This window comes from Actinoplanes subglobosus (assembly GCF_042650585.1).
GTDB lineage: Bacteria > Actinomycetota > Actinomycetes > Mycobacteriales > Micromonosporaceae > Actinoplanes > Actinoplanes subglobosus.
Map to the genome: position 1 here is coordinate 216,316 of NZ_JBHSBL010000029.1, position 24,519 is coordinate 240,834.

General features: G+C 70.2%; 20 protein-coding genes. 10 read left to right on the forward strand and 10 right to left on the reverse strand.

What is annotated here, in order from left to right:
• Positions 1-216: 216 nt before the first annotated feature.
• From ACFO0C_RS44090 to ACFO0C_RS44100, 3 genes are all read left to right on the forward strand, one after another.
• Positions 217-2,883, forward strand: coding sequence for a hypothetical protein (locus ACFO0C_RS44090; RefSeq protein ID WP_378072830.1), 2,667 nt, complete (start codon positions 217-219; stop codon positions 2,881-2,883).
• A 6-nt stretch (positions 2,884-2,889) separates the two neighbouring features.
• On the forward strand, positions 2,890-4,401 hold the full coding sequence (locus ACFO0C_RS44095; RefSeq protein WP_378072831.1) for a hypothetical protein: 1,512 nt from the start codon (positions 2,890-2,892) through the stop codon (positions 4,399-4,401).
• 62 nt (positions 4,402-4,463) lie between these two features.
• Positions 4,464-6,467: a tetratricopeptide repeat protein gene (locus tag ACFO0C_RS44100; RefSeq protein ID WP_378072832.1), complete on the forward strand. Its 2,004-nt coding sequence runs from the start codon at positions 4,464-4,466 to the stop codon at positions 6,465-6,467.
• A 2-nt stretch (positions 6,468-6,469) separates the two neighbouring features.
• Here the strand turns inward: ACFO0C_RS44100 and ACFO0C_RS44105 are convergent, their stop codons facing one another.
• The gene (locus ACFO0C_RS44105; RefSeq protein ID WP_378072833.1) at positions 6,470-6,946 is read right to left on the reverse strand and encodes a hypothetical protein; all 477 of its coding nucleotides are present in this window, start codon (positions 6,944-6,946) and stop codon (positions 6,470-6,472) included.
• Between the two features lie 424 nt (positions 6,947-7,370).
• On the opposite strand from ACFO0C_RS44105, the gene ACFO0C_RS44110 reads away from it, so the two are divergent.
• A complete protein-coding gene (locus ACFO0C_RS44110; protein WP_378072834.1) occupies positions 7,371-8,342 on the forward strand; it encodes a hypothetical protein in 972 nt (323 codons plus the stop codon).
• On the opposite strand, the gene ACFO0C_RS44115 is transcribed toward ACFO0C_RS44110, so the two are convergent.
• On the reverse strand, positions 8,333-10,189 hold the full coding sequence (locus ACFO0C_RS44115; protein ID WP_378072835.1) for an alpha-amylase family glycosyl hydrolase: 1,857 nt from the start codon (positions 10,187-10,189) through the stop codon (positions 8,333-8,335). The two genes, ACFO0C_RS44110 and ACFO0C_RS44115, sit on opposite strands and share 10 nt — an antisense overlap.
• A gap of 146 nt (positions 10,190-10,335) precedes the next feature.
• Here ACFO0C_RS44115 and ACFO0C_RS44120 point away from each other — a divergent pair, with 146 nt between their 5' ends.
• Entirely contained in the window at positions 10,336-10,635 is a 300-nt protein-coding gene (locus tag ACFO0C_RS44120; RefSeq protein WP_378072836.1) for a hypothetical protein, read from the forward strand.
• Positions 10,636-10,754: 119 nt separating this feature from the next.
• A complete protein-coding gene (locus ACFO0C_RS44125) occupies positions 10,755-11,303 on the forward strand; it encodes a hypothetical protein (RefSeq protein WP_378072837.1) in 549 nt (182 codons plus the stop codon).
• Between the two features lie 301 nt (positions 11,304-11,604).
• Here the strand turns inward: ACFO0C_RS44125 and ACFO0C_RS44130 are convergent, their stop codons facing one another.
• The gene (locus tag ACFO0C_RS44130; RefSeq protein ID WP_378072838.1) at positions 11,605-12,708 is read right to left on the reverse strand and encodes an alkene reductase; all 1,104 of its coding nucleotides are present in this window, start codon (positions 12,706-12,708) and stop codon (positions 11,605-11,607) included.
• Between the two features lie 91 nt (positions 12,709-12,799).
• Between ACFO0C_RS44130 and ACFO0C_RS44135 the strand changes: the two genes are divergently transcribed.
• Positions 12,800-13,396 carry a TetR family transcriptional regulator gene (locus ACFO0C_RS44135; protein ID WP_378072839.1) on the forward strand — a complete coding sequence of 199 codons (597 nt, stop codon included), beginning with the start codon at positions 12,800-12,802 and terminating at the stop codon, positions 13,394-13,396.
• Between the two features lie 6 nt (positions 13,397-13,402).
• Here the strand turns inward: ACFO0C_RS44135 and ACFO0C_RS44140 are convergent, their stop codons facing one another.
• Positions 13,403-14,605 carry an alpha/beta hydrolase family protein gene (locus ACFO0C_RS44140; protein ID WP_378072840.1) on the reverse strand — a complete coding sequence of 401 codons (1,203 nt, stop codon included), beginning with the start codon at positions 14,603-14,605 and terminating at the stop codon, positions 13,403-13,405.
• Between the two features lie 160 nt (positions 14,606-14,765).
• On the opposite strand from ACFO0C_RS44140, the gene ACFO0C_RS44145 reads away from it, so the two are divergent.
• Positions 14,766-15,977, forward strand: coding sequence for a sensor histidine kinase (locus ACFO0C_RS44145; protein ID WP_378072841.1), 1,212 nt, complete (start codon positions 14,766-14,768; stop codon positions 15,975-15,977).
• A complete protein-coding gene (locus ACFO0C_RS44150) occupies positions 15,965-16,606 on the forward strand; it encodes a response regulator transcription factor (RefSeq protein WP_378072842.1) in 642 nt (213 codons plus the stop codon). Before ACFO0C_RS44145 ends, ACFO0C_RS44150 begins: the two co-directional genes overlap by 13 nt.
• A gap of 298 nt (positions 16,607-16,904) precedes the next feature.
• Here the strand turns inward: ACFO0C_RS44150 and ACFO0C_RS44155 are convergent, their stop codons facing one another.
• From ACFO0C_RS44155 to ACFO0C_RS44165, 3 genes are all read right to left on the reverse strand, one after another.
• Complete coding sequence (locus tag ACFO0C_RS44155; protein ID WP_378072843.1) at positions 16,905-17,282, reverse strand: hypothetical protein; 378 nt, start codon at positions 17,280-17,282, stop codon at positions 16,905-16,907.
• On the reverse strand, positions 17,279-17,761 hold the full coding sequence (locus ACFO0C_RS44160) for a hypothetical protein (protein WP_378072844.1): 483 nt from the start codon (positions 17,759-17,761) through the stop codon (positions 17,279-17,281). The genes ACFO0C_RS44155 and ACFO0C_RS44160 overlap by 4 nt, the downstream gene beginning before the upstream one ends.
• A 345-nt stretch (positions 17,762-18,106) precedes the next feature.
• A complete protein-coding gene (locus tag ACFO0C_RS44165) occupies positions 18,107-18,913 on the reverse strand; it encodes an SDR family NAD(P)-dependent oxidoreductase (protein ID WP_378072845.1) in 807 nt (268 codons plus the stop codon).
• A gap of 76 nt (positions 18,914-18,989) precedes the next feature.
• Here ACFO0C_RS44165 and ACFO0C_RS44170 point away from each other — a divergent pair, with 76 nt between their 5' ends.
• On the forward strand, positions 18,990-19,574 hold the full coding sequence (locus tag ACFO0C_RS44170) for a TetR/AcrR family transcriptional regulator (protein WP_378072846.1): 585 nt from the start codon (positions 18,990-18,992) through the stop codon (positions 19,572-19,574).
• On the opposite strand, the gene ACFO0C_RS44175 is transcribed toward ACFO0C_RS44170, so the two are convergent.
• Genes ACFO0C_RS44175 through ACFO0C_RS44185 form a run of 3 tightly spaced genes read right to left on the reverse strand, consistent with a single transcriptional unit; the run spans position 19,558 to position 24,439 of the window.
• The gene (locus ACFO0C_RS44175; protein ID WP_378072847.1) at positions 19,558-22,119 is read right to left on the reverse strand and encodes a family 78 glycoside hydrolase catalytic domain; all 2,562 of its coding nucleotides are present in this window, start codon (positions 22,117-22,119) and stop codon (positions 19,558-19,560) included. The genes ACFO0C_RS44170 and ACFO0C_RS44175 overlap by 17 nt on opposite strands.
• On the reverse strand, positions 22,116-23,825 hold the full coding sequence (locus tag ACFO0C_RS44180; protein WP_378072848.1) for a family 43 glycosylhydrolase: 1,710 nt from the start codon (positions 23,823-23,825) through the stop codon (positions 22,116-22,118). The genes ACFO0C_RS44175 and ACFO0C_RS44180 overlap by 4 nt, the downstream gene beginning before the upstream one ends.
• Positions 23,822-24,439, reverse strand: a complete 618-nt coding sequence (locus ACFO0C_RS44185) for a TetR/AcrR family transcriptional regulator (RefSeq protein WP_378072849.1) — start codon at positions 24,437-24,439, stop codon at positions 23,822-23,824. Before ACFO0C_RS44185 ends, ACFO0C_RS44180 begins: the two co-directional genes overlap by 4 nt.
• Positions 24,440-24,519: the final 80 nt, after the last annotated feature.

Here is a 24,519-nt window from a genome sequence, read left to right on the forward strand (position 1 = left end):
CCGATCACCTTTCCGTGCCTGAGATCGGCGACCGCAGTGAGGGCCGAAGCGGTCCGCGAAACAATCGATGGATCTGTATCGACTCCGGAGACTGCGCCGCGCGGCCAGCGCCGTGGGATGTGCTCACAGAGGCAGCAAACCGAAACGTTCACGTCGCGCCCGCATCGTCCGATCGACCAGGCGGTCCGATGACGAAGCCATGGATAAGAGGATCGAATGGGTGGACTACTGACCGGCGGTGGCACCAGCGCCGTGGCGGCCTCGGCGCATGCCGGTTGTGAGCGCTTCCGGCTGACCGATCCGTTCATCACCCGGGAGAACCGCCGGACCTTGGCCGTACGGCTCGGTGAACCCGACACCGGCGCCGGCATCCCGCAGGCTCGCTGGATCCGTGCGATGACCTTCGAGAAGCTGGTACGCGACGACCGTTTCGCCGCGGAACTGGTCACCACAACGATCGGGCAGCTCGGATTGCCACGCCCGGCGGCGGTGCGGCGCCGGGCGTGTCGTGCCGACGTGAACGCCACAGCCACCGAACTGGCCGACGCCCACCGGCAGGCGATGGCCGCCGGCGAAGCCACCATGCTGGTCGGGCCCGCCGTGCCGTACCTGAACCTCGAACACGTCTCCGACGCCAGCAACATCCTGCCCGACTTCGCCGTCGTCTGTCCGCGCCGTGCCGGCGACCGGATCAAAGGCTCCTGGCTGATCATGGGAGACGCGAAGGACCTCGAACGAGTCCGATCCCGCATCGACGACGGCCGGATGCTCAAGGGCTTCTTGCAGGTCGCGCTCGGCGCGGAATCCGCTGCCGCGTGGACCCGGCTGCCCGACGGCATGCACGTCCACGATCACGGCGCCCTCGCCGTTCCCCGTAACGCGTTCCTGCGCCCGCAGGCGGTCGTCGAGCGGCTCGACGACCACCGTACCGAGGTCCGCGCCCGCGCCCAGGAACGACTCGCTGCCCGCTCGGCGCTCGGTGACGGCGCTGCGGCGCAGGAAGATCTGGCGGCCTACGTCGCTCACCTCGAAGCGACCTTCGACCCCCGCAGCTGTACGACCTGCAATCTGTTCTCCTACTGCCGTACCGAACTGCGGTCCTCCGACGACCCGAAGTCGCTGCTCATCGAGATCGGTGTGGCCCCCGCGCACCGCAACGCGGTCCAGCCGCTGGTCACCGGCACCGGCGAGACAGGCCGGGCACCGCACACCACCGTCGCGCAGGTCACCGCCACGGTCACCGGCATGCCGCAATGGCATCACCGCCCCCGCATCGACCCGTGCGGCCTCCCCGGCACCGTCAACCTGGTACTCGTCAAGTCCGACGGCTCGGCGCTGGGCGTGCACGGCGTCGCGGTCCAGACGGTCGGTGCGACGGGGCCAGGGCGGTGGACCCGGCTCAGCTTCGCCGACCCGCAGGCAGCCGACACCCGCCGGGCGGTGATGAGCCTGCTCGGCCGGGCCATCCGGGAGCAGCACGAGAACGGCGTCGAGCCGGTCCACCTGGTCGTCCCGGACCGGGCGACTGCCGACCTGCTGGCCAGCGCCGCCGACTCGCTGGCCGGCGTCGAACTGAGCAGGCTGCGGTGGCAGCGCGACCAGGACTGCGGCCGGCCGTTGCGCACCTTCGACGACGAGGAAGCGACCCTGCCCGTACCGCTGAGCGCCGACGAGCGGCTGGCGGTCAGCTTCCTGCTCGAGGAGGACCGTGCCCGCACGATGCGGCTGCGCACCCCGATCGTCGACCTGCACGGTGTCCTGTTCGCACATGTCGTACCCGGCGGTCCCGTAGTCGACGCCGGGCGCTTGGACTACCTGATCACGTGGGCCGAGGCCATCGCCCCGTTGGATCACCGCAAGGTGTCCGACACCATCGCCGAACAAGCCGAGACACCGGGCGCACGGCTGTCCAACCGGACCGCCGACGAACTCTTCCACGCCCTGCGCCGCGGGCCCGCGACGGAATACCACCGGCTCGTGACCACGGCACTGGACTACCGCATCAGCGTTATGGAACGCGCCCTGACGATCCTCGACGGCCTGGCCGTCTCCCGGCTGCGGGCCGTCCACCAGGCGCTGGAGAGCGACGCCCAGCAGGTCTGGCGCCGCAGGCAGATGCTGCAGGCCTCCGACCTGGTCAGGTTCTCGCGCATGTATCCGCACTGGCGTAACTCCCAGGTCGACATGCTCGACGCCGACCGTACCTGCGGCGACCAGCTCACCTGCCTGACCGACCTGTCCTTCGCCCAGGACAAGGGCCGCGACGCCGGCGTACGCCAACTCGCCCTCGCGACGGTCGTCGGCCTGAACCCGATCCGCCTCGACGTGCAGTCCCGACGCCTGGGGCACGGCGTGAACGTCGTAGCGCTGCACGTCAACGACCGCAGCCTCGTCGAGGACACCAACACCACTGTGACCGTCCAGAAAGGGTCCTTCAAACTCGGACGGCTCCCGCTTGGCCTGCTGACCCAGACCCCGGACACCGACGGCCTGGTCTGGGCGCCCACGATCGCCCCGAACCTGGCCGTCGGAGACGAGCTGGTCCTCGCCGACGCCGGCTGGTTCGGCAAGCTGTTCAAATCCGGTCACGAGATCGCCATCGCCCGCCCGGCACTGGACAAACAGTCCGCCCCGACGATCGACTGCACCCCCGCGAGCTACCCGGCCGACCCGGACGCCCACCAATGGTGCTGCAAACCGCACGCCGTCGCCGAGGCCGAGTGGTCCGACGAACTCGCCGCCCGCCGCGCACGTGGCGAACTGAACCCGGCCGTGTGGCCGCCTCTGGTCGACGACGAGCACTTCGACGTCACCCCCGGCCCCGACATGCCCGAACCGGACACGGCCGCCCCGGACACCCTCACCCGCGACGATCTGGACTGAACCGCGATGCCCATCACCTTCACCGCACCCACCACCGCCATCGCCGGGGCGGTCCACCACGACCGGGCCGCGTACGGCAACAACCAGGCCGCCGCGGAAGCGAGCAAGGCACTCACCGACGCGTTGAGCGCCACCGCCGCGTACGACAAGATCCTGCTCCGCGCCGCGGCCGGCGCCGGGAAGACCCATGCCCTGCGGCATATGGTCGGGCAGGCGCTGGACCATCCGCACTGCTCCCGGGTGGCGGTCACCGCCTTCGCGAACAAGCAGGTCATTCCCTTGGCCGGCACGCTCGGCCGAGAACTCGGCGCAGATCGGGTCTGTCTCTTCGTCGCCCAGGACCGAGTGCCGGACGTCCCACCGGCGGTACGCGACAACGTCTCGATCGCCTCCAGTACCGCCGGCATTCCCGCCTCGTGCGACGTGATCGTCGGCACCTCCCACAAGCTCGGCGCCTTCGGCGAGATGAAACGCCTGATCGACAACCTCGGCCCGGCCGACAACGGCACCCTGCCCTTCGACGTGCTCTTCGTCGACGAAGCCTGGCAACTACCCGCGCACCGCTACGCCACTGTCGAGAAACTGGCGCCGATCTCCGTTGGGGTGGGCGACGTCGGGCAACTTCCGCCCCTGGAACCCGGACAGCAGAATCCATGGCGCGGAGATCCCGGCTACAACCCCTACCGGGCCTGGCCCACCGCCTACCCGGCCGGGCCTACCACCCGCATCGTGGACCTCCCCACCGTCTGGCGGCCCACCACCGCCCAGCTGCCACTCTGGCGCGCCTTCTACACGGACTGGGACCACCTGCACTGCGTCGCCGGGCCCGGCGACCGCACCCTGCAGCTACCACCCCTGACCGGCGTGGCCGCCTCGGTCTGGGATGCCGTCGCCAGCGGCGACCCCACCCTGCTGGAGGTCGACGGCCTGCCCGACCCCGAGGCGCCCGACATCGACCTGCCCCTACTCGATGTCCTCGAGCAGCTCCTCGACCCACTGCTGGAGGGCGGCTTCCAAACCGTCGCCCGCCGCTACAACAGCCAGGGCATGCCCGACGGCACGACCATCGTCGACTCGGCCGAACCGCACGGCGACCCCCTCATCGTTATCCTCGCCACCCGCAACCAGGCCGTGGACGACGCCACCGACCTGGTCGAACGACTCACCGAACGCTACGACCTGCCCGAAGGCGTCCTGGTCGCCTCCACCGTCGACTCGTGGCAAGGCCAGACCAACGCCATCACCGTGGCCATCCACCCGCTGTCCGGAGCCGACCAGCTCGACGAGTTCAACTCCGCTTTCGGTCGCCTCGCCGTCACCTGCACCCGCGCCACCCACGGCCTGCTCATGATCGCCCGCCGTGGACTCGACGACCTCCTCGACACCACACCGGCACGCCCCGGCACACCCCTCGGCGAACCCGGACCACGATCGCTGCCCCGGCAAACCCACCAACGCATCCTGTCCGCTTTCACCAGGGGCCAGCTCACCAGGCGGCCCGGTCCCACGATCGACTGATCGCAGACGAGTACCCCGGTCACTGTCCTCATGTGCGGTGAACAGCCGCCGACGAGGAAGCCATGTCAGTTGAAGCGTCGCCGCGCAATCACGTCAGTCTCCTCACCGGCCTCTGGCCACAGACCGACGTGCAGCGGGTAGCTGTGGCCGGCAGTGCGACGGTGGCCGAGCAGGTGCTCGCCGCCGCCGGCCGTTGCGGCATCTACGTGCTGTCCTTCTACGACGGGCAGCTGTACGTCGGCCAGGCGGTCAACGTGGTGAGCCGGTTCAATGACCACCGAAAGACGTACAGCGACATCGCCGAACTGCATTTCTGGCGGGTTCCGCACGAGGATCTCGACGATTTCGAGCAGCACGCCATCCGTGCGCTGCAGGCCGAAGGTTTTCTGCTGCGTAACGTGATCCACGCCGCCGGCCGGCTCGGAGCCAGTGATCTCGACACGATCGTCTCACCGGAAGAGCAGCAGCAGTGGCTCAGCTCCGCGTTGTCGGACCACGCGGGCGACGAGGTACGCGTGGACCGGGCTCAGGTCCGGATCGCCAACCACGGCAGATTCGAACGGGCCATGGCCGACCCGCGTATGACGGCGGTGCTCCCGGCGATCCGGCGTTATCTCGCGTGGACCATCCCGCATCCCCGACGCACGGAGTTCTCCCGCTGGACGATCAGCGCCGTACCCGACACCAACAAGAACGTCTTCCCCCGCCTGCTCACCATCACGCTGCACTCCCTCGAAACGCTGTTCGTCTACGCCCCCTTCGAGGAGCAGCACCGGACCATCTTCGAGCTCAACGTCGACATGGCCACGATGCAGCGACACTGGCCGGACGCCGACGACCTGTACGACGCCTTCGGCGCCGTACTCGCTCGCGAAGGCCTCTACCGGGTACGCCCTGGAGTGCTCGGGTTGGCGGTCGAAGGCGCCCGCAACTTCATGCGGCTTCTCGATGTGCGTGGAGTGGCCGAGGCGGCACGACGGCTCAACCTCGACATGATCCGCAAAGGGGCCGCCCTGCAATGGAAGAGCCACTCGTTCGGGTTGTGCGACCTTCTGCTGGAACCGCCCGTCGAGGACACCCGCCAGGACCCGATGCGTCGCGGCCTGACCGCCGACTCGCTCGGAGACCTTCCCCGCGCGAAACACTTCTACCGGGTAGCCGCCGAGGCCGGCCGGCCAGAGGCGGCCTTCCGTCTCGGCGATCTGCTCACCGAACTCCGCGACGATGAGCAGGCCGCGATCTGGTACGGCCGTGCCGAGCAAGACGGCTACCACGGGGTGCGTCGTGGCCCGGACTTCGGCAACACGTACGGGCTCATGGAACGAGGCAAGCACAGCGCCCAGGACGGCGACACATCCGCTGCGGTCGACCTCTACCAGCGTGCGATCGCCAGCGGGTCCACCGAGGCGTACGCCGAACTCGGTCTCCTCCTGGAGGAACAGGGCGACGCCGCCGGGGCCGAGATGGCGTACCAGCGCTCCGGCGAAGCAGGCCACGGCCTCGGCTGGTTCTACCTTGCGGCCATCCGGAACCAGGAAGGCAACGCTGAACAAGCAGAGGCGCTGTACCGCAAGGCCGTCACGGCCGGCTACCTGGGAGCCTTGATCTACATCGGCCTGATGCAACAGGAACGCGGCGAGGACGATCTTGCCGAAGCCAACTTCCGGAAGGCGGCAAAGGCTCGATACCCCTACGCCGAGTTCCTACTCGGCAACATCGCCGCCCTCCGCGACGACCGGACCGCCGCCGTAAAGCACTACAACCGCGCCATCAAATGGGGCAACACCGACGGCCTGGTCGGCCTCGGGCAACTGCTCGAGGCTGACGGCGACCAGGACGGCGCAGAAGCCCACTATCGCCAGGCAGCCGACGCCGGCAACCCGGGCGGATTCGTCAACCTCGCCATGCTGTACGCCCTACGACACGACGACGAGCGAGCCGAGGCCTACTGCCGCGAGGCCGTTGACGCCGGATACCCCGACGCATACGCCGACCTCGGCGACATGCTGCACGACGAGGGCTACCCCGAAGCTGCAGAACACTACTACCGCCTCGCCGACGACTGACATCACCGTGGTTGCGGCCGGTCACCCGGGGCCCGCCCGTCGGCGGCGCCCACGCCGTTTCCGTCGTTGTCATTGGCTTCTTCTCGGCTGGTCGGACGGAGCCGCTGCTCAGCGGGCCGCGATGTCGAGGTTTTGGCGGCGAAGCCCGCGGCGGCGGGGGAGTCGGCCATCTCGGTGGCGAACGCGGGGTCGGCCTGCATCCGCATCGTCTGGGTACGGATGGCGTACTCCTGCTTGTCCTTGGCGACGAACAGGAGCCGGTCGGTGAGCGCGGACGTCTGCTGGTCCTGGATGTAGGGCCGCAGCCGTTCCTCCCAGATCTTCACGGCCGTGCCGAGGTCGTCGAGGTGACGCTCGATCATGGTGCCGAGCAGGTCGGCACCGGCCATGCCGGTGGACGCGCCCATCCCGGAGTAGAGGGTCAGGCACCAGGCGGCGTCGCCGGCCAGGACCACTCTGCCGCGGTGCCACTGCGGCATCCGGACCTGCTGAACCGAGTCGAACAACGCGTCCGGGGCCAGCTCGTACCGATCGAAGAGCTCCTCCAGGACCGGCCCGGCCGGCTCGGGACCGAAGGCGGCCCGGATGTTGTCGACCGGCGCCCGCTTCCTTCACGGCCGGACCGTGCTCACCCGGGTCGGCACGGTTCCGCCGGGCGATCTGCGCAGTCAGTCGATCACGTACGTCGGTGATCGGCCCGCCGCGCGGCGGTGCAGGTTCCGGGACGCCTCCGGCCAGCGGTGGGAACGAACGCGCGACGGACACCTGACCCGGCTCCGCCGGTAACGCACGACCGCGAGATCCGAGGCTCCGGCCGCTAGGGAGGTCTCTTCATCGGTGAGCTGGTCGGTGCCCGCCGGTCTCGCCTCCACGTGGAGGGGTCGGCATCGGTACGGTGCACATATGCAAAGGACGGGGTCGCGGCTCCTCCGCGCCGTACGGGACCGGCTCTCCTACCGGCCGATACCGCGGCATCTGCGGGCAGGATGGCAACGGCCGCCACGAGCGCGTAACGGCGGCATCCGCGACACGGCCCTCGCCATGGGCGCCGGCATCCTCACCGTCGTAGCAGGGCCGTTCATGGTCGTCGACGGCTGGCGACAGGGGCGGTTCTCCGGAACCGCCCTGATGATCATGGGCGTGATCGCCACCCTGTTCGGTGGTCTCTGCCTCGTGGCCGTCACCAGAGGGTGGCGGCAAACGGCGCCGCACGCCCCGACCCGGTCGGCTCGGGGCCTGGCGTGGCGCTGTGCCGCCCGCGGTGACTGCCGCGACGTCGAAAACCTGCGGAGCCTGCTCCGTGACCTGAGCCGTGCCGACACCGACGGACCGGTCGCGCTGGCCGACCTGAGCGCCTGCCCAGGTCTGCTGGACGGTCTGAGCTTCCGGGCCCGCCGCGGCGAACTCGCCGAAGAGCTGCGACCGTTCGTCAGGGCCGTTGTTGCCGAGGTCGCGCCGTCCTCGGAACCTCGGCCGGATCCCACTCTGGCGGCCGCCCTCGCCTCCCTCGACCGTGACGGCCACGCCCGGGAGGCCGCCGTCGTCGCGATGGCGGCCGACCCGTCCCCGGCGAACGCCTGGTTTCTCGCCGAACGTGCCGCCGACGCGGTCGAACCGGTCAGGCTTCGCGCCCTGGCCGCGATCAAGCGCCTGATCATCGCCGACCCGCGGACGTACGGCCCGGTGGTCCACCAGGTTGTCGCCCGGCTGGGTGAGCGGCAACGGGTCGCGGCGCTGCGCGCTCTTGCCGGCCCGGAAACGGCGGGGCAGCCACTGACTCCATGCCGTCAGTGCCTGCGGGGCAAGCCCTGTCTCCCGGTGCAACGCGAGCGGGTCCCGGTCACGGACAACGTCGACGCCCCGCGTCAGGTGTAGACCACGAAACCGCCGGCCGGGACCGTGATCTCGACGGACCTGCCGTTGCGGGACTCCACCTCGACCGTCCGGCCCTCCTCGGTGGAATCGGTGCTGAAACGGCACGTCATGGTGCCGCCGTCGGCGTGCAGGTCGGCGTCGACCGTGACCCAGGCGGTGCGCGGCTGGTCGGGGTCGGTGTTCACGGCTGCCAGAACCTCGTCGTCGGCCAGGATCCGCGACCACGGCACGACGGACAACATCCGCCCGCCGAGGACGTGCGGCAGTCCGAAGTTCCGGCCGTCGCCGGAGATCTCCCGCAGATACTGCCTGCCACGCCGCAGCGCCGGCAGCCGGCGCCGCAGCGCCAGGAACCGGGCGAACTGGCGGTACGTCGGGTGGTCCTCGTCGAAGGAGTGCCCGCCGCGGCTGCGGAACGGCCCGAAGTCGCCGCCGAACATCGCCTCCCGGATGTACCGGTCGTTGCCGCCCGCACCGTCGAAGCCCTGCTCGCTGCCGTAGTAGACGCACGGGATCCCGAGTGTGGCGGCGTTCAGGGCCAGCGCCGCGACGGCCAGGCGCCCGCCGTCGCCGTCCGCCGCGAAGCGTGCCTTACGGTCGCCCTTGCGTACCTGATCGTGGTCGTCGTAGCCGGTCACCACACGGTCGCGGAACCAGGTGGCCGAATCCTTGCCGATCTCGAAGGCATTGCGGAACAGCCCGAAGTACTCGGCGGGGTCGCGGACTCCCTTGACCAGTCCTTCCAGCCGGTCCTGCACGTCGGCGATGCCCAGCGCGGCATCCATGCCGACCTGCTCCAGCGTCCGGTACGCGAACCCCCGGTCCCCGGTGATCTCCGCGATCAGGTAGAAGTTGTCCTTGCCGATGCTCTGCGCGAACTCGTGGATCGCCGAGGCGAAGTAGCGGGCCGCGCCCGGGTCCATGTGCTTGACCGTGTCCACCCGGAAGCCGTCCAGGTCCGCGAAGGCGATCCAGTACTGGTACACACGGACCAACGTGCGCAACGCCGGGGACGGCTGATACCGCTCCACCGGCCCGGCGCCGAGCGCGATGTCCTTGAGCCCGAAGAAGTCGCCCTCCACGAACTCGGGATGGTGGTCCCAGTTGTCGATCCGGCCCCGGCCGGTGAACGTGCCCGGCCGCTGCAACTCGGCGGGCCAGACCGCACCGTCGGGCCACGCGATGCCATCGACCGGCCCGAACGGAAGAAGCGGCTTGCCGCCGGCCTCCCGGAAACCCTCGATGCGGTACGGCCGCCCGTCCCACCGTGGGTCGAAGAACGGGACGCCGTCCCGTTCGGTGAGGTAGCGGTCGGGATCGTAGCCGAACACGTCGCCGGCGTGGTTGACGACCACGTCGAGGATGACCCGGATACCCTGCTGATGTGCGGTCGAGACCAGATCGCGCAGCTCGTCGGCGGAACCGAAGTGCGGGTCGACGTCGAGGAAGTTCTGTGCGCCGTACCCGTGGTAGCTGTCCGAGCCGGGCACCTGCCGCAGCACCGGGCTGATCCAGATCGCGGTGACCCCGAGCCGGCGCAGGTAGCCCAGCTTGCTCCGCAGGCCGGCCAGAGTACCGCCGGCCCAGTCCGCGCCGGCGGCCTCCCAGCGTGCCCTGTCCGGATCAGTGGTGATCGCGTTGCCGTGGTCGGCGGCCCGCAGTGGCGGCGTCGTGCCGGTGGTCACCGGCTCCCCGTCGTCGTCGAGGTAGTCGCGTTCGCGCCCGTCGGAGAACCGGTCCAGCATCAGGAAATACAGAACCTGGTCCTCCCACGCCGCGGGGGACGGATGGAAGTCTCGGTCGACGAGTTGCACGAAGTCCACGTCAGCAACACGGCGCAGGGTCATGCTCGTCTCCTCGATTTCGGACCTTGTCAGGCTATCGCCGCCTCGTGGGGGCTCGGCCTGTCGGATCACGGACGGGTCTTCGTCGCCGGTTCCGGGTCGAACAGGCTCGGGCGGTCCTCCACGACGCCGAGCCCCACCATGCGGTGATGCTGGCCTGTGACCTGCTGGTGGCAGGCGTGAGCGGTGACGTCGTGGCGGCACTCGCGGCGGAGTCGGCTCGGACGCTGTCGGCGGATGACGCGAACCGGCGTCTGGCGCCGGTCACCACCGAACTCGGTCTCGCCGAACCAGACCTGGCGACTGCGGTGGACCTGATCGCGGCCGACACCTGCAGATCCTCGACCGAAGCATCCCCGCGGAGGTGGGAACTCACCGCCTGTACGTGGTGGGACATGACGGCAGTCCGCTGCCCGCAGAGCCGATCGTTGATCGGCGCGGGGTTTTAGTCCGGATCGTGTCGGTTCACCCAGATGAAGTAAGGGCTGTCGGTCGCCCTTGAACTGATCTGATGCTCATCAATTTGATGGCGTAAGTGCTTCCATATCCGATCTCACGGGGAGATTCGATGATCAGGAATTTCGGAAGATTCGCCAGAGTGTGCCTCGCGGTCGCCGCCACCGTCGTCCTGTCGGCCGGCACCCTGGTGACGGCGACATCGCCGGCAGCCGCTGCTGCTACGCCCCACACCATCCACCCCGCCGGCTGGACCATCCCGCGTTGCCTCGACCAGCATTTCGACAGTGCCGGTGCCGCCACGACACTGGTCCGCAGCTGGGAGAACTGCAGCGGCGTCTACAACCAGCAGTGGCGTTTCGAGTGGGTCCAGGGCCCGAACGCGTACCGGATCGTCAACCATCGCTGGGACGCAGCGGGCCTGTGGTGCCTGTCCGCCCCGAACGGCAACAGCTCCAACGTGTACGCCGAGCTCTGCGTGAACCCGGTGCCGTTGAAACAGACGTGGACGCCGGGCGCCCGATCGTCGGGTAGCAACCAGCTCCGCAACGAGCTGTCGTATCAATGCCTGGAATGGGACCCGAACTACGTGACATGGGTCTACGTGCGAACCTGCGACTGGAGCAACACCCGCCAGGACTGGTTCTGGTTCCCGGCCTAGATGTTCCGGAAGCTGCCCTGACCTGCTCTACTGCTGGTCAGGGCAGCTCTCGTGCCTGGCAGGATTCGACGCTCGGGTCCGGCGCGTTCCCATCCGGCATGGAGCCGAGACGCTGCTTTATACGGCACTCCGTCGCGTGGAACGGCGGCGATCCGCGCTGCAGGGAACCGAACACGAACAGCCGGTCAGGTCAGGTAGGCGACGCTGCTGACCAGGGCGTGTCCGCCGCCGAGAATGACGGCGGAGAGGACCCGGAGGAGCGCGGCCATCAGCCGCCGCCGGGTCCACTTCTGCTTTGGGATCAGATTCCTTCTGCGGATACTCCGGCACTCAGCCCGGAAAGGTCCGGGTAGTCGGTGTAGCCACGGGCGTCGGGGGAGTAGAAGGTGCTGGGATCGGGCACGTTCTCCTCCGCCCCGGTGGCCCAGCGGGCGACCAGGTCGGGGTTGGCGAGCGCGGCACGGCCGACCGCCACCGCGTCCGCGAAACCGTCCTCGACCAGCGCGCTCGCGGCCTCCCGGGTGGTCGGCGTACCGAAGCCGCTGTTGAGGATCACCGGCGCGGCGGCCGCGTGGCGCAGCTTCTGCACCAGCTCACCGGCGGGTTCGGCGTGCAGGATGTCGACGAACGCCAGGCCCAGCGGCGCCAGCGCCTCGGCGAGCACCGTGTACGTGGCGGCGACGTCGCCCGGGTCGGTCTCCAGGGCGCCCTGGATGTTGTGCTCCGGCGAGATCCGCACGCCGGTCCGGTCAGCGCCGATGGCCTCGGCGACCGCCGTCACCACCTCGATCGCGAAGCGGGCACGGTTCGCGGGCGAGCCGCCGTACTCATCGGTGCGGGTGTTGGCCGCAGGCGAGAGGAACTGGTGGATGAGGTAGCCGTTGGCGCTGTGCACCTCGACGCCGTCGAGGCCGGCCTCGATCGCATTGCGGGCGGCGGTGGCGAACGCGGCGACGATGCCGTGGATCTCGTCGGTGGTCAGGGCGTGCGGCACCGGATAGGCGACCTTGCCGTCGGCGACGCGGGTCTCACCGGGGGCGGCGGCCGCGCTGGGCGCGACGATGCGGCCGGTTCCGCTGATCTCCGGGTGCGAGATCCGGCCGCCGTGCATGACCTGCATGACGATGGCGCCTCCGGCCTCGTGGACGGCATCGGCGACCCGACGCCAGCCGGCGATCTGCTCGGCGGTCTCGATGCCGGGCTGACCGATCCAGGTACGGCCCTCCCGCACCGGCCAGGTGCCCTCGGTGATGATCAGTCCCATCGAGGCACGCTGCCGGTAGTGCTCGACCAGCAGGTCCCCGGGCACACCGTGGTCGCCGGCGCGCAGCCGGGTGAGCGGTGCCATCACCAGGCGGTTGCGCAGGTCGAGGGCGCCGAGACGCAGCGGGCTGAACAGGGACATGGTTGAACCTCGTTCTCGTGGTGTCGGATCACGTGGAACGGTAGTTCGAAGTGGTACCGGGTACCAGGTTGGCACTGGATACGATCGTGTCGTGAAGGACACAGCCAAGGCCTCGTTACGTGAGCGGACCCGGCAGGCGATGCGCGCGGAGGTCAGCGCCGTCGCGACCCGGCTCTTCGCCGAGCAGGGATGCGACAACACGACAGTCGAGCAGATCGCCGCCGAGGCCGGCCTGTCCCGTACCACCTTCTTCCGGTATTTCGGCACCAAGGAGGACGTGGTGCTGACCTGGCTGGAGGATCTCGGCCCGGCGCTCGCCACGGCCTTCGCCGAACGCCCCACCGACGAGCACCCGTGGCGGTCGCTGCGCCGGGCGTTCGACGTGATCACCCGCATCAACGCCGACGCGCCCGAGCGCTCCCTGGCGTTCCTGCGGATGATCGAGGCCAACGCGACCATGGCCGCCCGCCACCGGGGAAAGCAACAGGCCTGGGAGGAACTGCTCGTCCCGCTGGTCGCCGCCCGCCTGACAGGTGACCTGCCCGCCGACCGGGACCCCGCACCCCGGGCCCTGGTGGCCTCCGCCGTGGCCTGCCTCAACGCCGCGATGCGGGCATGGGCGGCAGGTGACGGCGCCGGCTCCCGGGACGCGTTGCTCGACCGCGCGATGAACGCCCCGCTCGGCTGACCCGCGCTACCGGACGAAACGGATCTCGGGATAACGCGGGTCCACGCCGCACATCAACCGGCTACGCCGTCCCCGTAGGTGCTGGTCGAAGAAGCCCCGCAGGTAGTCGCGCTGAATGGTGACGCTGCGCCGCGGGTGGAGCGTGCCGACCAGTCCGGCCAGCTGCTCGGGAGTGAGGCCGAGCTCCGGGGCGGCCTGCGGGTACAACACCACGCCGTCGGTGAACGATCCGTGGACCGAGCCGGTCAGGCTCAGCTCACGCTTCCAGCCCCGCTGGCTCGTCCAGAACACGTCCCAGGTCGGGTCCTCCGGCTCAGTGCCGTGGTCGCTGCTCAGCAGCAGGAACGGCCGGTCGGAGCCCGCGACGGCGCCCGCGCCCACGAGTGTGCCGTCCAGATTGACTCCGGCCCTGATCCGCCGGTCGTGGTGCATCGTGGCGGCGGCGGTGCTGCCACCCAGTGAATGGCCGAACATGCCGATCCGGCTCAGGTCGAATGCACCCCGCAGTCCGATCGGAAGCCGGCGATTCCCCGCGTCGGGGTTGCCACCGGCGTTGACGACGGCCAACTGGTCGAGGACGAACCGGGTGTCGGCCTCACGAACCGCGACGGCCCGGGCGATGATCTGCTCGTCGACGTCCGGCGGTATCGCCGCCACCTCGACCCGCCCGTCCGGGAACTCGACCTCGCTGGCGTCATGGGTGTGATCGATGGTGACCACGATGTAGCCGTGACTCACCAGCTCCTCGACCAGGACGGTGCCGGTGCCGCGGTCGCCGCCCAGACCGGGCGAGTAGAGCACCACCGGACAGCCGCCGTACACCGATGCGCCGGACCGGCCGTGCGTGACCGTCGCACGAACCCTCTCGGCGGGCAGGCCGAACACCTCGCAGAAATGCGGCACCGCACCCGGCGACAGCCACGGCGCCGCCGGGTGGCCGTGGACATGCCGGGCCGGGTACCAGATCTGGATCATGATTTCGCGAACCGGCCGGCCGGGCACCCAGGGATCGGTACGGGTGCGGTCGACGAGGTCCAGCGCGACGGTGCCGAGCTGCGCGGGGCCGGTCGGCATGGGCAACGTGTACCCCTCGGCTGCCGATCGTGGCCGGGCGGCGGTCGGCGCGCGGGTGATGACGCCGAGGCCGGCGGTCAGGACAGCGGCCGACAGCAGCGACCGGCGAGTGAGGGCCAGCGCGGGTCCGGGCATGGTGCGACTCCTCAGGAGACGGGGTGAACGGTGATCACCCTGCCGCGATCCGGGCGCGCTGTCGGTGGGGCGGGCAGCCGGTTCGGGGTGGGGTTATCCGCACCCCGGCGCGAAGGGTGGCACCATGTCCCGTTCCGGCGGGCCCGTCTAGGTTGATCCGGTGACCTCGGTGGAAACGGCTGTACCCCGGCGCGGCGGTGCGCTTCCCACGGTGCTGCGTGCCCTCCGGCCGGCAGACACCTGGCGGGCCACCCTCCACGCGCTGGCCGGGTTGCCGCTCGGCGTGGCCGCCTTCGCGCTGACGTGCGGCGTGCCGGTCGGCGCCGGCTACAGCGCAATCTGGAGCCTGCTGTACGCCTCCGCCGACGACCGCGTGCTGACCAGCCTGTTCGTCGTGCTCACCGTGGTCGCCACGCTTGCGCTGCCATGGGTGGTGCGGGCTTTGTCCGCGGTGCAGCGCCGGCGGTTCCGAGCGCTGCTCGGCGTCGAGATCCCACCGTCGCACGGGTGGTGGCGGCAGCTGGGCTACCACGTGCTCAGCCTGTTCATCGGGGTGACCGGCGCCGCCGCGGTCGCGGCCTGCTGGTCGGCGACACTCCTGACCTGGGCCGAGCCCGTCTACCTGATCATCGCAGCACCGGCGCTCGCCGCCGCACCATGGGTGGCCCGCGTCGTGGCGCGCGCCGACACGGCGACGGCCCGGACTCTGCTCGGGCCCAGCCGCAACGAGAAGCTGTCCGTGCGGGTGGAGACGCTGTCGCGTAGCCGCGCCGAGGTCGTTGCCGCCACCGACGCCGAGCGCCGCCGCATCGAACGTGACCTGCACGACGGCGCTCAGCAGCGGCTCGTCTCCCTGGCGATGAAACTCGGCATGGCCCGGGCCAACCTCACCGACCTGCCCGCGCCGGCCCGGCAGGCCATCGTGGACGCCCACGACGAGGCCACCCAGGCCCTCGCCGAGTTGCGGGAATTCGTCCGCGGCCTGCACCCGGCGGTGCTCGACGACCGCGGCCTCGACGCGGCGCTGTCCGGCATCGCAGCCCGCGCACCTGTCCCGGTGCGGGTCGCCGTCAGCGTGCCGGGCCGCTGCTCGCCAGTCGTCGAGGCAGTCGCCTACTTCGTCGTCTCGGAGGCACTCACCAACATCGCCAGGCACGCCCACGCGAGCCGGGCCGAGGTCACCGTGGACCGCGTCGCTGACCGGCTCCGCGTCATCGTCACCGACGACGGCCGAGGCGGCGCCACCCTCGACGGCGGCACGGGCCTGCGCGGGCTCGCTCAGCGCGCCGCATCGGTCGACGGGACGTTCGCGTTGCACAGCCCGCCCGGCGGGCCGACGACGGTCACCGTGGAGCTGCCGTGCGGATCGTGATCGCCGAGGACTCGGTGCTGCTCCGCGCCGGTCTGACTAAACTGCTCGCCGACGGCGGGTTCGACGTCGTCGATGCGGTGGCCGATGCCGAGCAGTTGCTGCGCGCGGTCGCCGAGCACCGTCCCGACGTGGCTCTGATCGACGTGCGGATGCCCCCCACCCACACCGACGAGGGCATCCGTGCCGCCCTCGTCATCCGGCACCAGTTCCCCGCGGTCGCCGTCCTCGTGCTGTCGCAGTACGTCGAGGAGCGTTACGCCACCGACCTGCTGTCGGTGCGAACCAGCGGCGTCGGATATCTGCTCAAGGACCGGGTCGCCCACGTGTCCGACTTCCTCGAGGCCCTGCGCCGGGTGGCCGCCGGTGGCACCGCCCTGGACCCCGAGGTGGTCACGCAACTGCTGGTCCGCCACCGCCAGGACCCGATGGACCGGCTCACACCCCGCGAGCTGGAGGTGCTGCGGCTGATGGCGGAGGGCCGCTCCAACCACGGCATCGTCGACACCCTGAAGGTCAGTCACAGCGCCGTCGAGAAATACATCACCAGCATCCTCAGCAAACTCGACCTGCCCCCGACCGACGCCGACCATCGCCGCGTGCTGGCCGTGTTGCGGTTCCTGCGCATCTGACCGCTGGGCCCGTTCGCCCAATCCCGCGCCCGCCGCGGCGGGCGGCCGACCGGCTCCGTCGACGGATCGTTACTCGCTGCCGGTTCATGCAACTCCCGGCGATCGTTCGTGACGGCCGGCGACGTGCACGCGTTCGACCTCGGTGTCACCGATCGGCCGTCGGTTGTCGGCCGGCCGAACCGGTTCGGCGAGCCGGTGCCCACCACTTACGGACGCCGATGCGCTGGTAGACCCGCTGATGCATTGCACCGAACCAGGCGACCTCACGGCCGTCGACGAACGCCGGGCCGCCGTGTGGCTACTGCGGATCGGCGGTTTGCCACGGATGAAGGAACTGCTCCGGCCGAAGCCCCCAATCCTGAAGAGCTTCGGTGAGCGCGCCTTCTCCGATGACAGAGGTGGCCCTCACGAGGGTCGCGTCGATGTCGTAGTCGAAGCCGTCGATCCGGTCGGCGTCGTAGTCCCAGTGCCTCAGGTGGAAGGTGCGCTCACGATCAGTCCGGGTCCAGCCCTCTCGGCCGGCGTTCTGGTCATCGGCGGTGGCGACGGGGCGAATATCGACGAAGGCTCGCCTGCCTGGTCCGGATGCGGCGACCTCGGTGACCAAACGTCGTCCCAGACGCAGCGCGCTCAGCTTGTCGGTAAGCCACGGGGACGGCTCGTTCGAGGTGCTCACGAGGGCATCAGGCGGTTCAGGATGGTCCGGGCCAGGGCTTCGAGCCGGGTTTGCAGGTCGTTGTCGGCGCGTCCACCGAGTTCGTCTTCCAGGCGGTCGGCCAGTGCGGCGACCGCCGGGAGCAGGTCGTGCAGCGGGCTGCCCTCATGTCCCACCACGTACAGATCGTGGATCCCCACCTCGGCGGGGACGCCGCCGTCGAGGATGCGTTCGCAGGTGTCGGCGGCGATCAGCTCCACCGCAGTCGCCAGGTCTGGTTCTGCGAGGCCGAGTTCGGCGGTGACCGCCATCAGGCGCCGGTTCGCGTCATGCGCCGACAGCGTCCGAGCCGACTCCGCCGCCAGCGCCACCACGGCGTCGCCGTCGACGCCGGCCACCAGCAGGTCGCAGGCCAGCATCACCGCATGATGAGGTTCGGCATCGTAGAGAAGCGCCCGGGCCTGTTCGACCCGGAGCCGACGAAGGAGGCTGTCATCCACGGGCCGAGACTAATGCGTTGCTTCGGATGAAACTCTCACGGTTGATTCTGACGGCCTACGGCGGCGACCGTCAGAATCAACCTCGTGCGCCCCGCCACCGGGCCGATGCATCCACGGCCTCACCGACGTCCCGATGGGCGCCGCCGCCTGCGCACTGCGCCGAGTCACCGAATGCATCTCAACGGCGACGGCGCCCACCCCGCGCTACCACGGTCTTGATCACCTTTGGCACCAGCCACTGTCCACCATGGGATCGGCTGCGGTGACCATGATGATCCAGCTGATCGCCGGCCAGGACCGTCGCGGGACGCGGTGACCGAGACGGTCGTCCGGCGGCCCACCGGCTCAGGCCGTGGTGCCGCCGTCGGCGAGCAGGGTGCTGCCGGTCATGAAGGCAGACAGATCCGAGGCGCAGAACAACGCGACGCGGGCGATGTCGTCCGGGACGCCGGGCCGGCCGATGGGACCGGTCATCATCAGCGCCATCTGGGCGAGTTGCTCGGCGGGGACCCCGGCAGCGGTCGCGGCGGCGATGTTGCCTTCCGTGGGGACGTGGCTCGGGGCCACGCCCAGCACCCTGATGCCCAGTGGTGCCAGCTCCAGGGCCAGTTCCCGGGTGAGCCCGCGGACGGCGTGTTTGGACGACACGTAGGCGGCCAGGCCGGGAGCGCTGCCGCGGAACCCCGCGGTGGAGGCGATGTTCACGATCACGCCACCGCCGGTCATCCGTCGGGCGGCCTCCCGGGAGCCGACGAAGGTACCGCGGGCGTTGACGTCGAGGACCTTGTCCCAGAGGTCGTCGCCCATGTCGAGAAGCGGCACGCTGGGGAAGATGCCGGCGTTGTTGACCCAGATCTCCAGGCCACCCAGCTCGGTGGTCGCCCGGTCGGCGACCGCGCATATCGAGGCGCTGTCGGTGACGTCGAGGGCGCAGCCGAGGGTGCGTACGCCGTGTCGCCGCGCGATCTCTCCGGCGGTCTGCACGGCCAGGTCTTCCTCGATGTCGCCGATCACCACGTCGGCGCCCGCCTCGGCCAGGCGCAGGGCGATCGACTTGCCGAGGCCGCGCGCTCCGCCGGTCACGACGGCGCGCCGGCCGGCCAGGGAGATGAGGTCGGTCAGGGTCTTGCTCGAGACATCAGCTGTGGACATGCGCCGAGGCTAGATTCCCGATCAGTAAATGGCAACAGTGTGTAAACATTAGTGGATGGGCTAATGTCCAGACCTGATGACCGAACCGAACCGGCGTACCCGCGGCATTCAGCGAGGTCCGCGCAGCATCCAGGTGGTGGAGAGCGTCCGCGCCGCGACCCTCGCGGAGCTGTCCAGGACCGGGTTCGCCGGCCTCACCATCGACGCCGTGGCCAAGGCGGCGGGGGTGAGCCGCCCGACCATCTACCGGCGCTGGCCGTCGAAGGCTGCGTTGCTGCAGTCGGTGGTCGAGCCGTTGCTCGAACGCTACGACGTCGATCCGCGCACCGGCTCGGCATTCGGCGACCTACTCGCTCTGATGGTGCTGATCAGGGAGAACGCGGCCCGGCCCGAGGGCCGCGCGATGATCACAGCTGCCACCACCGGCGCCGCCGAACTGCACGAGCTGGTCCACGCCGCGAACGCGCGTACCGTCGCGCCGTTCCACCGCGCGCTGCAACGCGCGGTGGAACGCGGTGAGCTGAGTCCGGCCAGCGACGTGCCGATCATCGCCTACATCCTCTTTCAAGCCGTGGTGATGTGGGAGCCGGCGCATGGCAGCCCACCGTCTGATCCGGATCTCCACCGGATCCTGACGACCGTGCTCACCCCCGCGGTTTGACCGCCCGGCGCTCGACATGCCGGCCCGGGCCGGCGGCGACGAGCTCGCCGTCAGGAAAGAGGATCTCCGCGGTGGCACCTGCGGGAACGTCGACCTCGACGAGCAGGTCCCCGTCCGCCAGCCGCCAGCTCACCGCGATGATGCCGCACGGGCTGTCGAACGTGCCCCGTGCCCAGCCGATCCGTTCGTCCGGCAGGGGCGCGACGACGAACCGTTCCCAGGCGATCGAGCCGGGCGCCTGCCGCAGACCCAGCGTGTGGGTGTGCAGGAACCGGATCACCGCACCCTTGCTGTAGTGGTTGAGCGAGGCGGTCGCGGTACCGTCGGCGCCGACTCCGTCCCAGTCCTCCCAGATGGTGGTCGCGCCGCGGTCCAGCATGCCCAGCCATGACGGCGAGCTGCGCTGGTACAACAGGTCGTAGGCGACGTCGGCATGACCGGTGTCGGCGAGCACCGGCAGCAGCTCGGCGGTGGAGAGGAACCCGGTGCCCAGGTGGTCGCCGGCGGTGCGGATCAGCGCGACCAGGTCGTCGGCGAATCGGGCCCGCAGCTGCTGCGGCACCAGGTCGAAGGCGAGCGCCCGGACGTAGAAGGCCTGCCTGCGGTCGCCGCCGTCGAGGAATTCGGTCTGCCAGGCGGCGCGGACCTGCTCGGCGATGCCGGCGTACCGTGCGGCGTCCTCGTCGTGCCCCAGAACGGCCGCGACCTCGGCCAGGGTCCGTACCGACCGGAACAGGTACGCCGTCCCGATCTCGCCCTTGTCCGCCATGAACCACGCCATCGGGTTGGCGGCCGGCCCCGGGTCGCCGGGTTCGAGCCACTCACCCCAGTGAAACGACCCGTCCCAGAGGTATCGCTCGTGCGGCAACGGCTCGGCGCTGCGCTCGGCCCGGGTGGAATGGCGGGCGTCACGGGCTCGGCCGAGCGCCCACTCCACCCACCGGATCATCGCGTCGACGTTCTCGGCAAGGACCTGGCGGTCGCCATACGTCTCGTAGAGCACCCACGGCACCGTGACGATGGCGTCGCCCCACCCGGCGGATCCGGTGATGTGGTTCGCCTCCGGATTGTCGATCACCTTCAGCCGGGCATGGTCGGGGGAGGCGTTGACGATGCGGCCGTCGTCGAGCTGGTCGTCGCGGACCGAGCGAAGCCATTTGCGGCTGAACCCGTCCACGTCGTAGAGACGGGCCGCGGTGGGTGCGAAGACCTGGTAATCGCCGGTCCAGCCGAGTCGCTCACGGGTGGGGCAGTCGGTGGGTATGTCGACGGCGTTGCCGCGGAAACTCCAGTCCGCGACCTCGTGCAGCCGGTTGATGTCGTCGTCGCCGCAGGCGAAGGTGGCGGTGCGCCGCAGGCCGGTGTGTACCACCTGCATGACGAGAGCCTCCGGGTCGAGGGGCACGTCGCCGCGACTGATCCGGGCGTACCGGAAGCCGTGCACGGTGTGCCGGGGCTCGAACACCTCGCCGGGCGTCCCGGACGAGACGACCTGGTCACGCTGCACGAACGGCATCGGTGGCTGTCCCGGTCGCGCGGCGTCCAGGTGGGAGGTGGTGAGGTCACCGGTCGTGTCGAGGTGCTCGCCGTGGTCGATGACGGTACGGGTACCGGCCGGTCCCAGATCGCTCAGCCGGATCCAGCCGGCCGCGTTCTGGCCGAAGTCCACGATCCACGACCCGTTCGCCTGCCGGCGCACCTCACGTGGGCGCCGCTGCTCGATCCGCCGGACCGGCGGGGCGGGTGAGATGTCGACCGGTGGGGCGGTGACCACGTCGACGAGCACCGGCGCCGGTGCCGGGGGCACGAAGGTGAAGTCGGTGGTCTGACCGTTCATCAGGTCCGCAGCGGTGATCACGCTGAGCTGGGACGTCCAGTCGCCGCCGGACCGGACGACCTGGGTGCTGCCGTCGGTGTAACGCACGTGCAACTCCACCCGGGCGGCGGTCCGCTCGCCCCACGCGCCGGGCTTGCGCCAGGTGCCGTTCATGCCGCGGAACCAGCCGTCGGACAACAGCACCTCGACGGCGTTGGCACCGTGCAGCAGGGCCGCGGTGACGTCGTAGGCCTGTGCGTACAGGGTCTCGGCGTAGGAGGTGGCGCCAGGGGTGAGTTCGGCGTCGCCGACCCGGTCGCCGTTGAGGAAGACCTCGTAGACGCCGAGTGCGGTGGCGTACAGCCGGGCGCAGGCCACCTCGCCGCTCACCGGGAAGCCGCCGCGTAGCGCGTAGGCGGGCCGCTGACCCGGTGGCGGGGTGAGACTCTCGGCCGGGGAGATCCAGGACGCGGTCCAGTCCTGGTCGAGCAGGCCCACCTCGAAGGTGTGCCAGTCGGAGTCGCCGACCTGCCACTCGACCTTCGCCGTGCTGGTCAGATCCGGCCACGGCCAGGTGACGAACAGGTGCCGCGACACGGTCAGGGCCGGCATCGCGATGCCGTCGACATGGGCGTTCAGGCGCCAGGTGCCGCTTCCGCCGGGTTTCCACGACAGCAGGGGACGGGCGGAGGGCGCGTCGATGCACAGGTCGTAAGGGGTGGTCATCATGTTGTCTCCTCGATCCCGAACGGGGTGCCGCGGGTGACGCCGGACGCGTTGAACGTGTCGACGGCGACCCAGTACCGGTGTCCCGCGTTGAGCGAACGCAGGGTCAGGGACGGAACGGACACCTGCCAGCAGTGGTAGAGCTTGTCCGGGGCGAGGCCGTAGCGGACGTTGTAGCCGTCCGCGCCCGGCACCGCGGGCCACGAGACGACGGCCCCGTTCACCGTCGGCTCGGCCGCGGCGGGCGGCTGCCCCGATCCGAGCCCGAACACTCGCAGGCCGCTGATGGCGAAGGCCGTGCCGAGGGGATGGCGGCCACCGGTCACCCGTACGTAGCGCAGCGGCCGCGGCGGATCCAGGACGACGAACTCGTGCGATCGCGTCCCGTCCCGCAACAGGGTCCAGTCCTCGCCGTCGGCCGACCCTTCGAGCCGGAACGGCGCCGGTACGTCGGACGGGACCAGGATCCGGCTGCCGAGCAGTCCACGCTGCGCGGGGATCGGCGGGGGAGCAGGATGATCCGGTCCGTCCTCGATGGTGTTGACCTGGAGAGTGTGGGTGACGCTGCCGGCGGGCAGCTCCACGGTGACCCACTCGCCGGCGTGCGTGGTGGCGGCCCGCCACCAGGTGCGCACGTCCTCGGTCACGGCGAGTCCGGCCGGGTGCCCCGGGTCGGCGCTGGACGCGGTCACCGGAGCGCCGGCCGACAGCAGCATCTGGTGGCCGGTCAGCGACCAGGGGTCGGCCGGGCCGTCCGGCAGCAGCAGCGGGTAGTCGGCGAACTCCTGGTTGCAGAAGAACACGCCGTCGTCGTCGAACCCGGCCGGGAACAGCCCGAGCCGGCGTTCGAAGTCGTGGTGCCGGGAGATGCGCATGGTGGCGGCGTGCCACCAGTTGCCGTGCTCGTCGGTGAAGGTGGAGCCGTGCCCGGCTCCGGTGATGAAGCCGCCGGGCTTGGCGGAGAACGGTGACTGCGGCACATAGGTGAACGGGCCGAGCGGTGACGCACCGAGGTAGGTGCCGTCGGCGTACCCGTTGTACTGGGTGGCGGGTGCCGCGTACTGCAGGTGGTAGCGCCCGTCGTGTTTGACCATCCAGGCGCCCTCGATGAAGGGTCGCCGGCCGAACAGCATCCGCATCACCAGCCCGCGATCGATCCGGGCCGCGTCGTAGTCCTCCGCCGGGGTCTCCCAGCCGTGTTCGTCGGGGTTCCCGGCGATCAGGTCGACCGGCTCGCCGATCCGGCGCAACGTGTGACGGTCGAGTTCGACGCCGCGGATCGGCCGGTTGGCCGAGCAACCCTCGTAGAGGTAGACCCGGCCGTCGTCGTCCTGGAACAGGTTCGGGTCCCAGAACGCGACCTCGCCGGGGATGACCTCCCACGAACCGGCCAGCGGGTCGGCGGTGCGGTAGAAGTCGCACGGCCTTCCCCGCCGGGAGGCGCAGACGACCAGCTGCCCGTCGATCTCGCGGACGTCCGGGGCGTAGTCGTGCACGGGCAGGTCGGGTGTCGCGGTGAACCGCCAGTCATGCAGGTCGGTGGAGTGCCAGAAGCCGCCGGACATCGAGGCGAACAGGAGGTACCGGCCCTGGAAGCGGACGACAGACGGGTCGGCGGCCTCGCGGTAGTGGTGCTTGCGCCAGGCGAGAGTGACGTGCTGGAAGCGGTACGGCAGGTCGAGCGGGTTGGCGAAGAGACGGATCGTCACGTGCCGGTCTCCGGTGCGGCGGGTGCCGGCAGCCCGGCCCGGAAGCGTGTCAGGCAGTCGCCGACCAGCTCCGGCAGGGGTGTGGTGGTGCTGTCGGTGGCCCAGTGCGCGACCGAGAGGCTGATCGCCGTCGTCACGGCCCCGGCGAGCAGGCCGGGGTAGGGATCGGCGTGCGGGTCGGTGCCGGTCCGCTCGCCGATGGCGGTGGCGAGCAGGCCGCGGACGTTCTCCAGCATGAGCAGGTTCTGCGCCAGCATCGACGGATTGGCGGCGATCACCGCGATCAGTTTGGCGAAGTCGCCGCGGTCGCCGGCGAATCCCGCGACGGCTGGTGGCACCACCCGGTGCAGGCAGTCCCAGATCGGCTCGTCCGCAGGGCTTTCCCGCAGCAGGCCCGCCAATCTGGTGTGCTGCTGGGCGAGCTCGTCGAGGATCGCTTCCTCGCGGTTGCGGAAGTGGTAGCGGAACGTGCGCGGCGCCATGTCGGCGGCCGCGGCCACCGACTCGGGGGTCACCGCGTCGAGGCCCTGCTCCAGCATCATCGTCCACGCGGTCCGGCTCAGCGCCGCCCGTGTCGCTGCCTTCTTGCGCTCCCGCAGGCCCGGTTCGGTCATGGGACCACCATCCTCGTTCGTTGCAAAATTTGCAAGATTGCCATCCTGGCAATCATTATCGGATGGTGCCCGACAACAAG

Bases quoted from the DNA above. Each gene is read 5' to 3' on its own strand.
- ACFO0C_RS44170 (WP_378072846.1), top strand. From the start codon at position 18,990: ATGACCGAACCGAACCGGCGTACCCGCGGCATTCAGCGAGGTCCGCGC.
- ACFO0C_RS44165 (WP_378072845.1), bottom strand. From the start codon at position 18,913: ATGTCCACAGCTGATGTCTCGAGCAAGACCCTGACCGACCTCATCTCC.
- ACFO0C_RS44105 (WP_378072833.1), bottom strand. From the start codon at position 6,946: ATGCCGCAGTGGCACCGCGGCAGAGTGGTCCTGGCCGGCGACGCCGCC.
- ACFO0C_RS44185 (WP_378072849.1), bottom strand. From the start codon at position 24,439: ATGACCGAACCGGGCCTGCGGGAGCGCAAGAAGGCAGCGACACGGGCG.
- ACFO0C_RS44175 (WP_378072847.1), bottom strand. From the start codon at position 22,119: ATGATGACCACCCCTTACGACCTGTGCATCGACGCGCCCTCCGCCCGT.
- ACFO0C_RS44095 (WP_378072831.1), top strand. From the start codon at position 2,890: ATGCCCATCACCTTCACCGCACCCACCACCGCCATCGCCGGGGCGGTC.
- ACFO0C_RS44130 (WP_378072838.1), bottom strand. From the start codon at position 12,708: ATGTCCCTGTTCAGCCCGCTGCGTCTCGGCGCCCTCGACCTGCGCAAC.
- ACFO0C_RS44115 (WP_378072835.1), bottom strand. From the start codon at position 10,189: ATGACCCTGCGCCGTGTTGCTGACGTGGACTTCGTGCAACTCGTCGAC.
- ACFO0C_RS44090 (WP_378072830.1), top strand. From the start codon at position 217: ATGGGTGGACTACTGACCGGCGGTGGCACCAGCGCCGTGGCGGCCTCG.
- ACFO0C_RS44120 (WP_378072836.1), top strand. From the start codon at position 10,336: ATGCTGGCCTGTGACCTGCTGGTGGCAGGCGTGAGCGGTGACGTCGTG.
- ACFO0C_RS44100 (WP_378072832.1), top strand. From the start codon at position 4,464: ATGTCAGTTGAAGCGTCGCCGCGCAATCACGTCAGTCTCCTCACCGGC.
- ACFO0C_RS44125 (WP_378072837.1), top strand. From the start codon at position 10,755: ATGATCAGGAATTTCGGAAGATTCGCCAGAGTGTGCCTCGCGGTCGCC.
- ACFO0C_RS44140 (WP_378072840.1), bottom strand. From the start codon at position 14,605: ATGCCCGGACCCGCGCTGGCCCTCACTCGCCGGTCGCTGCTGTCGGCC.
- ACFO0C_RS44110 (WP_378072834.1), top strand. From the start codon at position 7,371: ATGCAAAGGACGGGGTCGCGGCTCCTCCGCGCCGTACGGGACCGGCTC.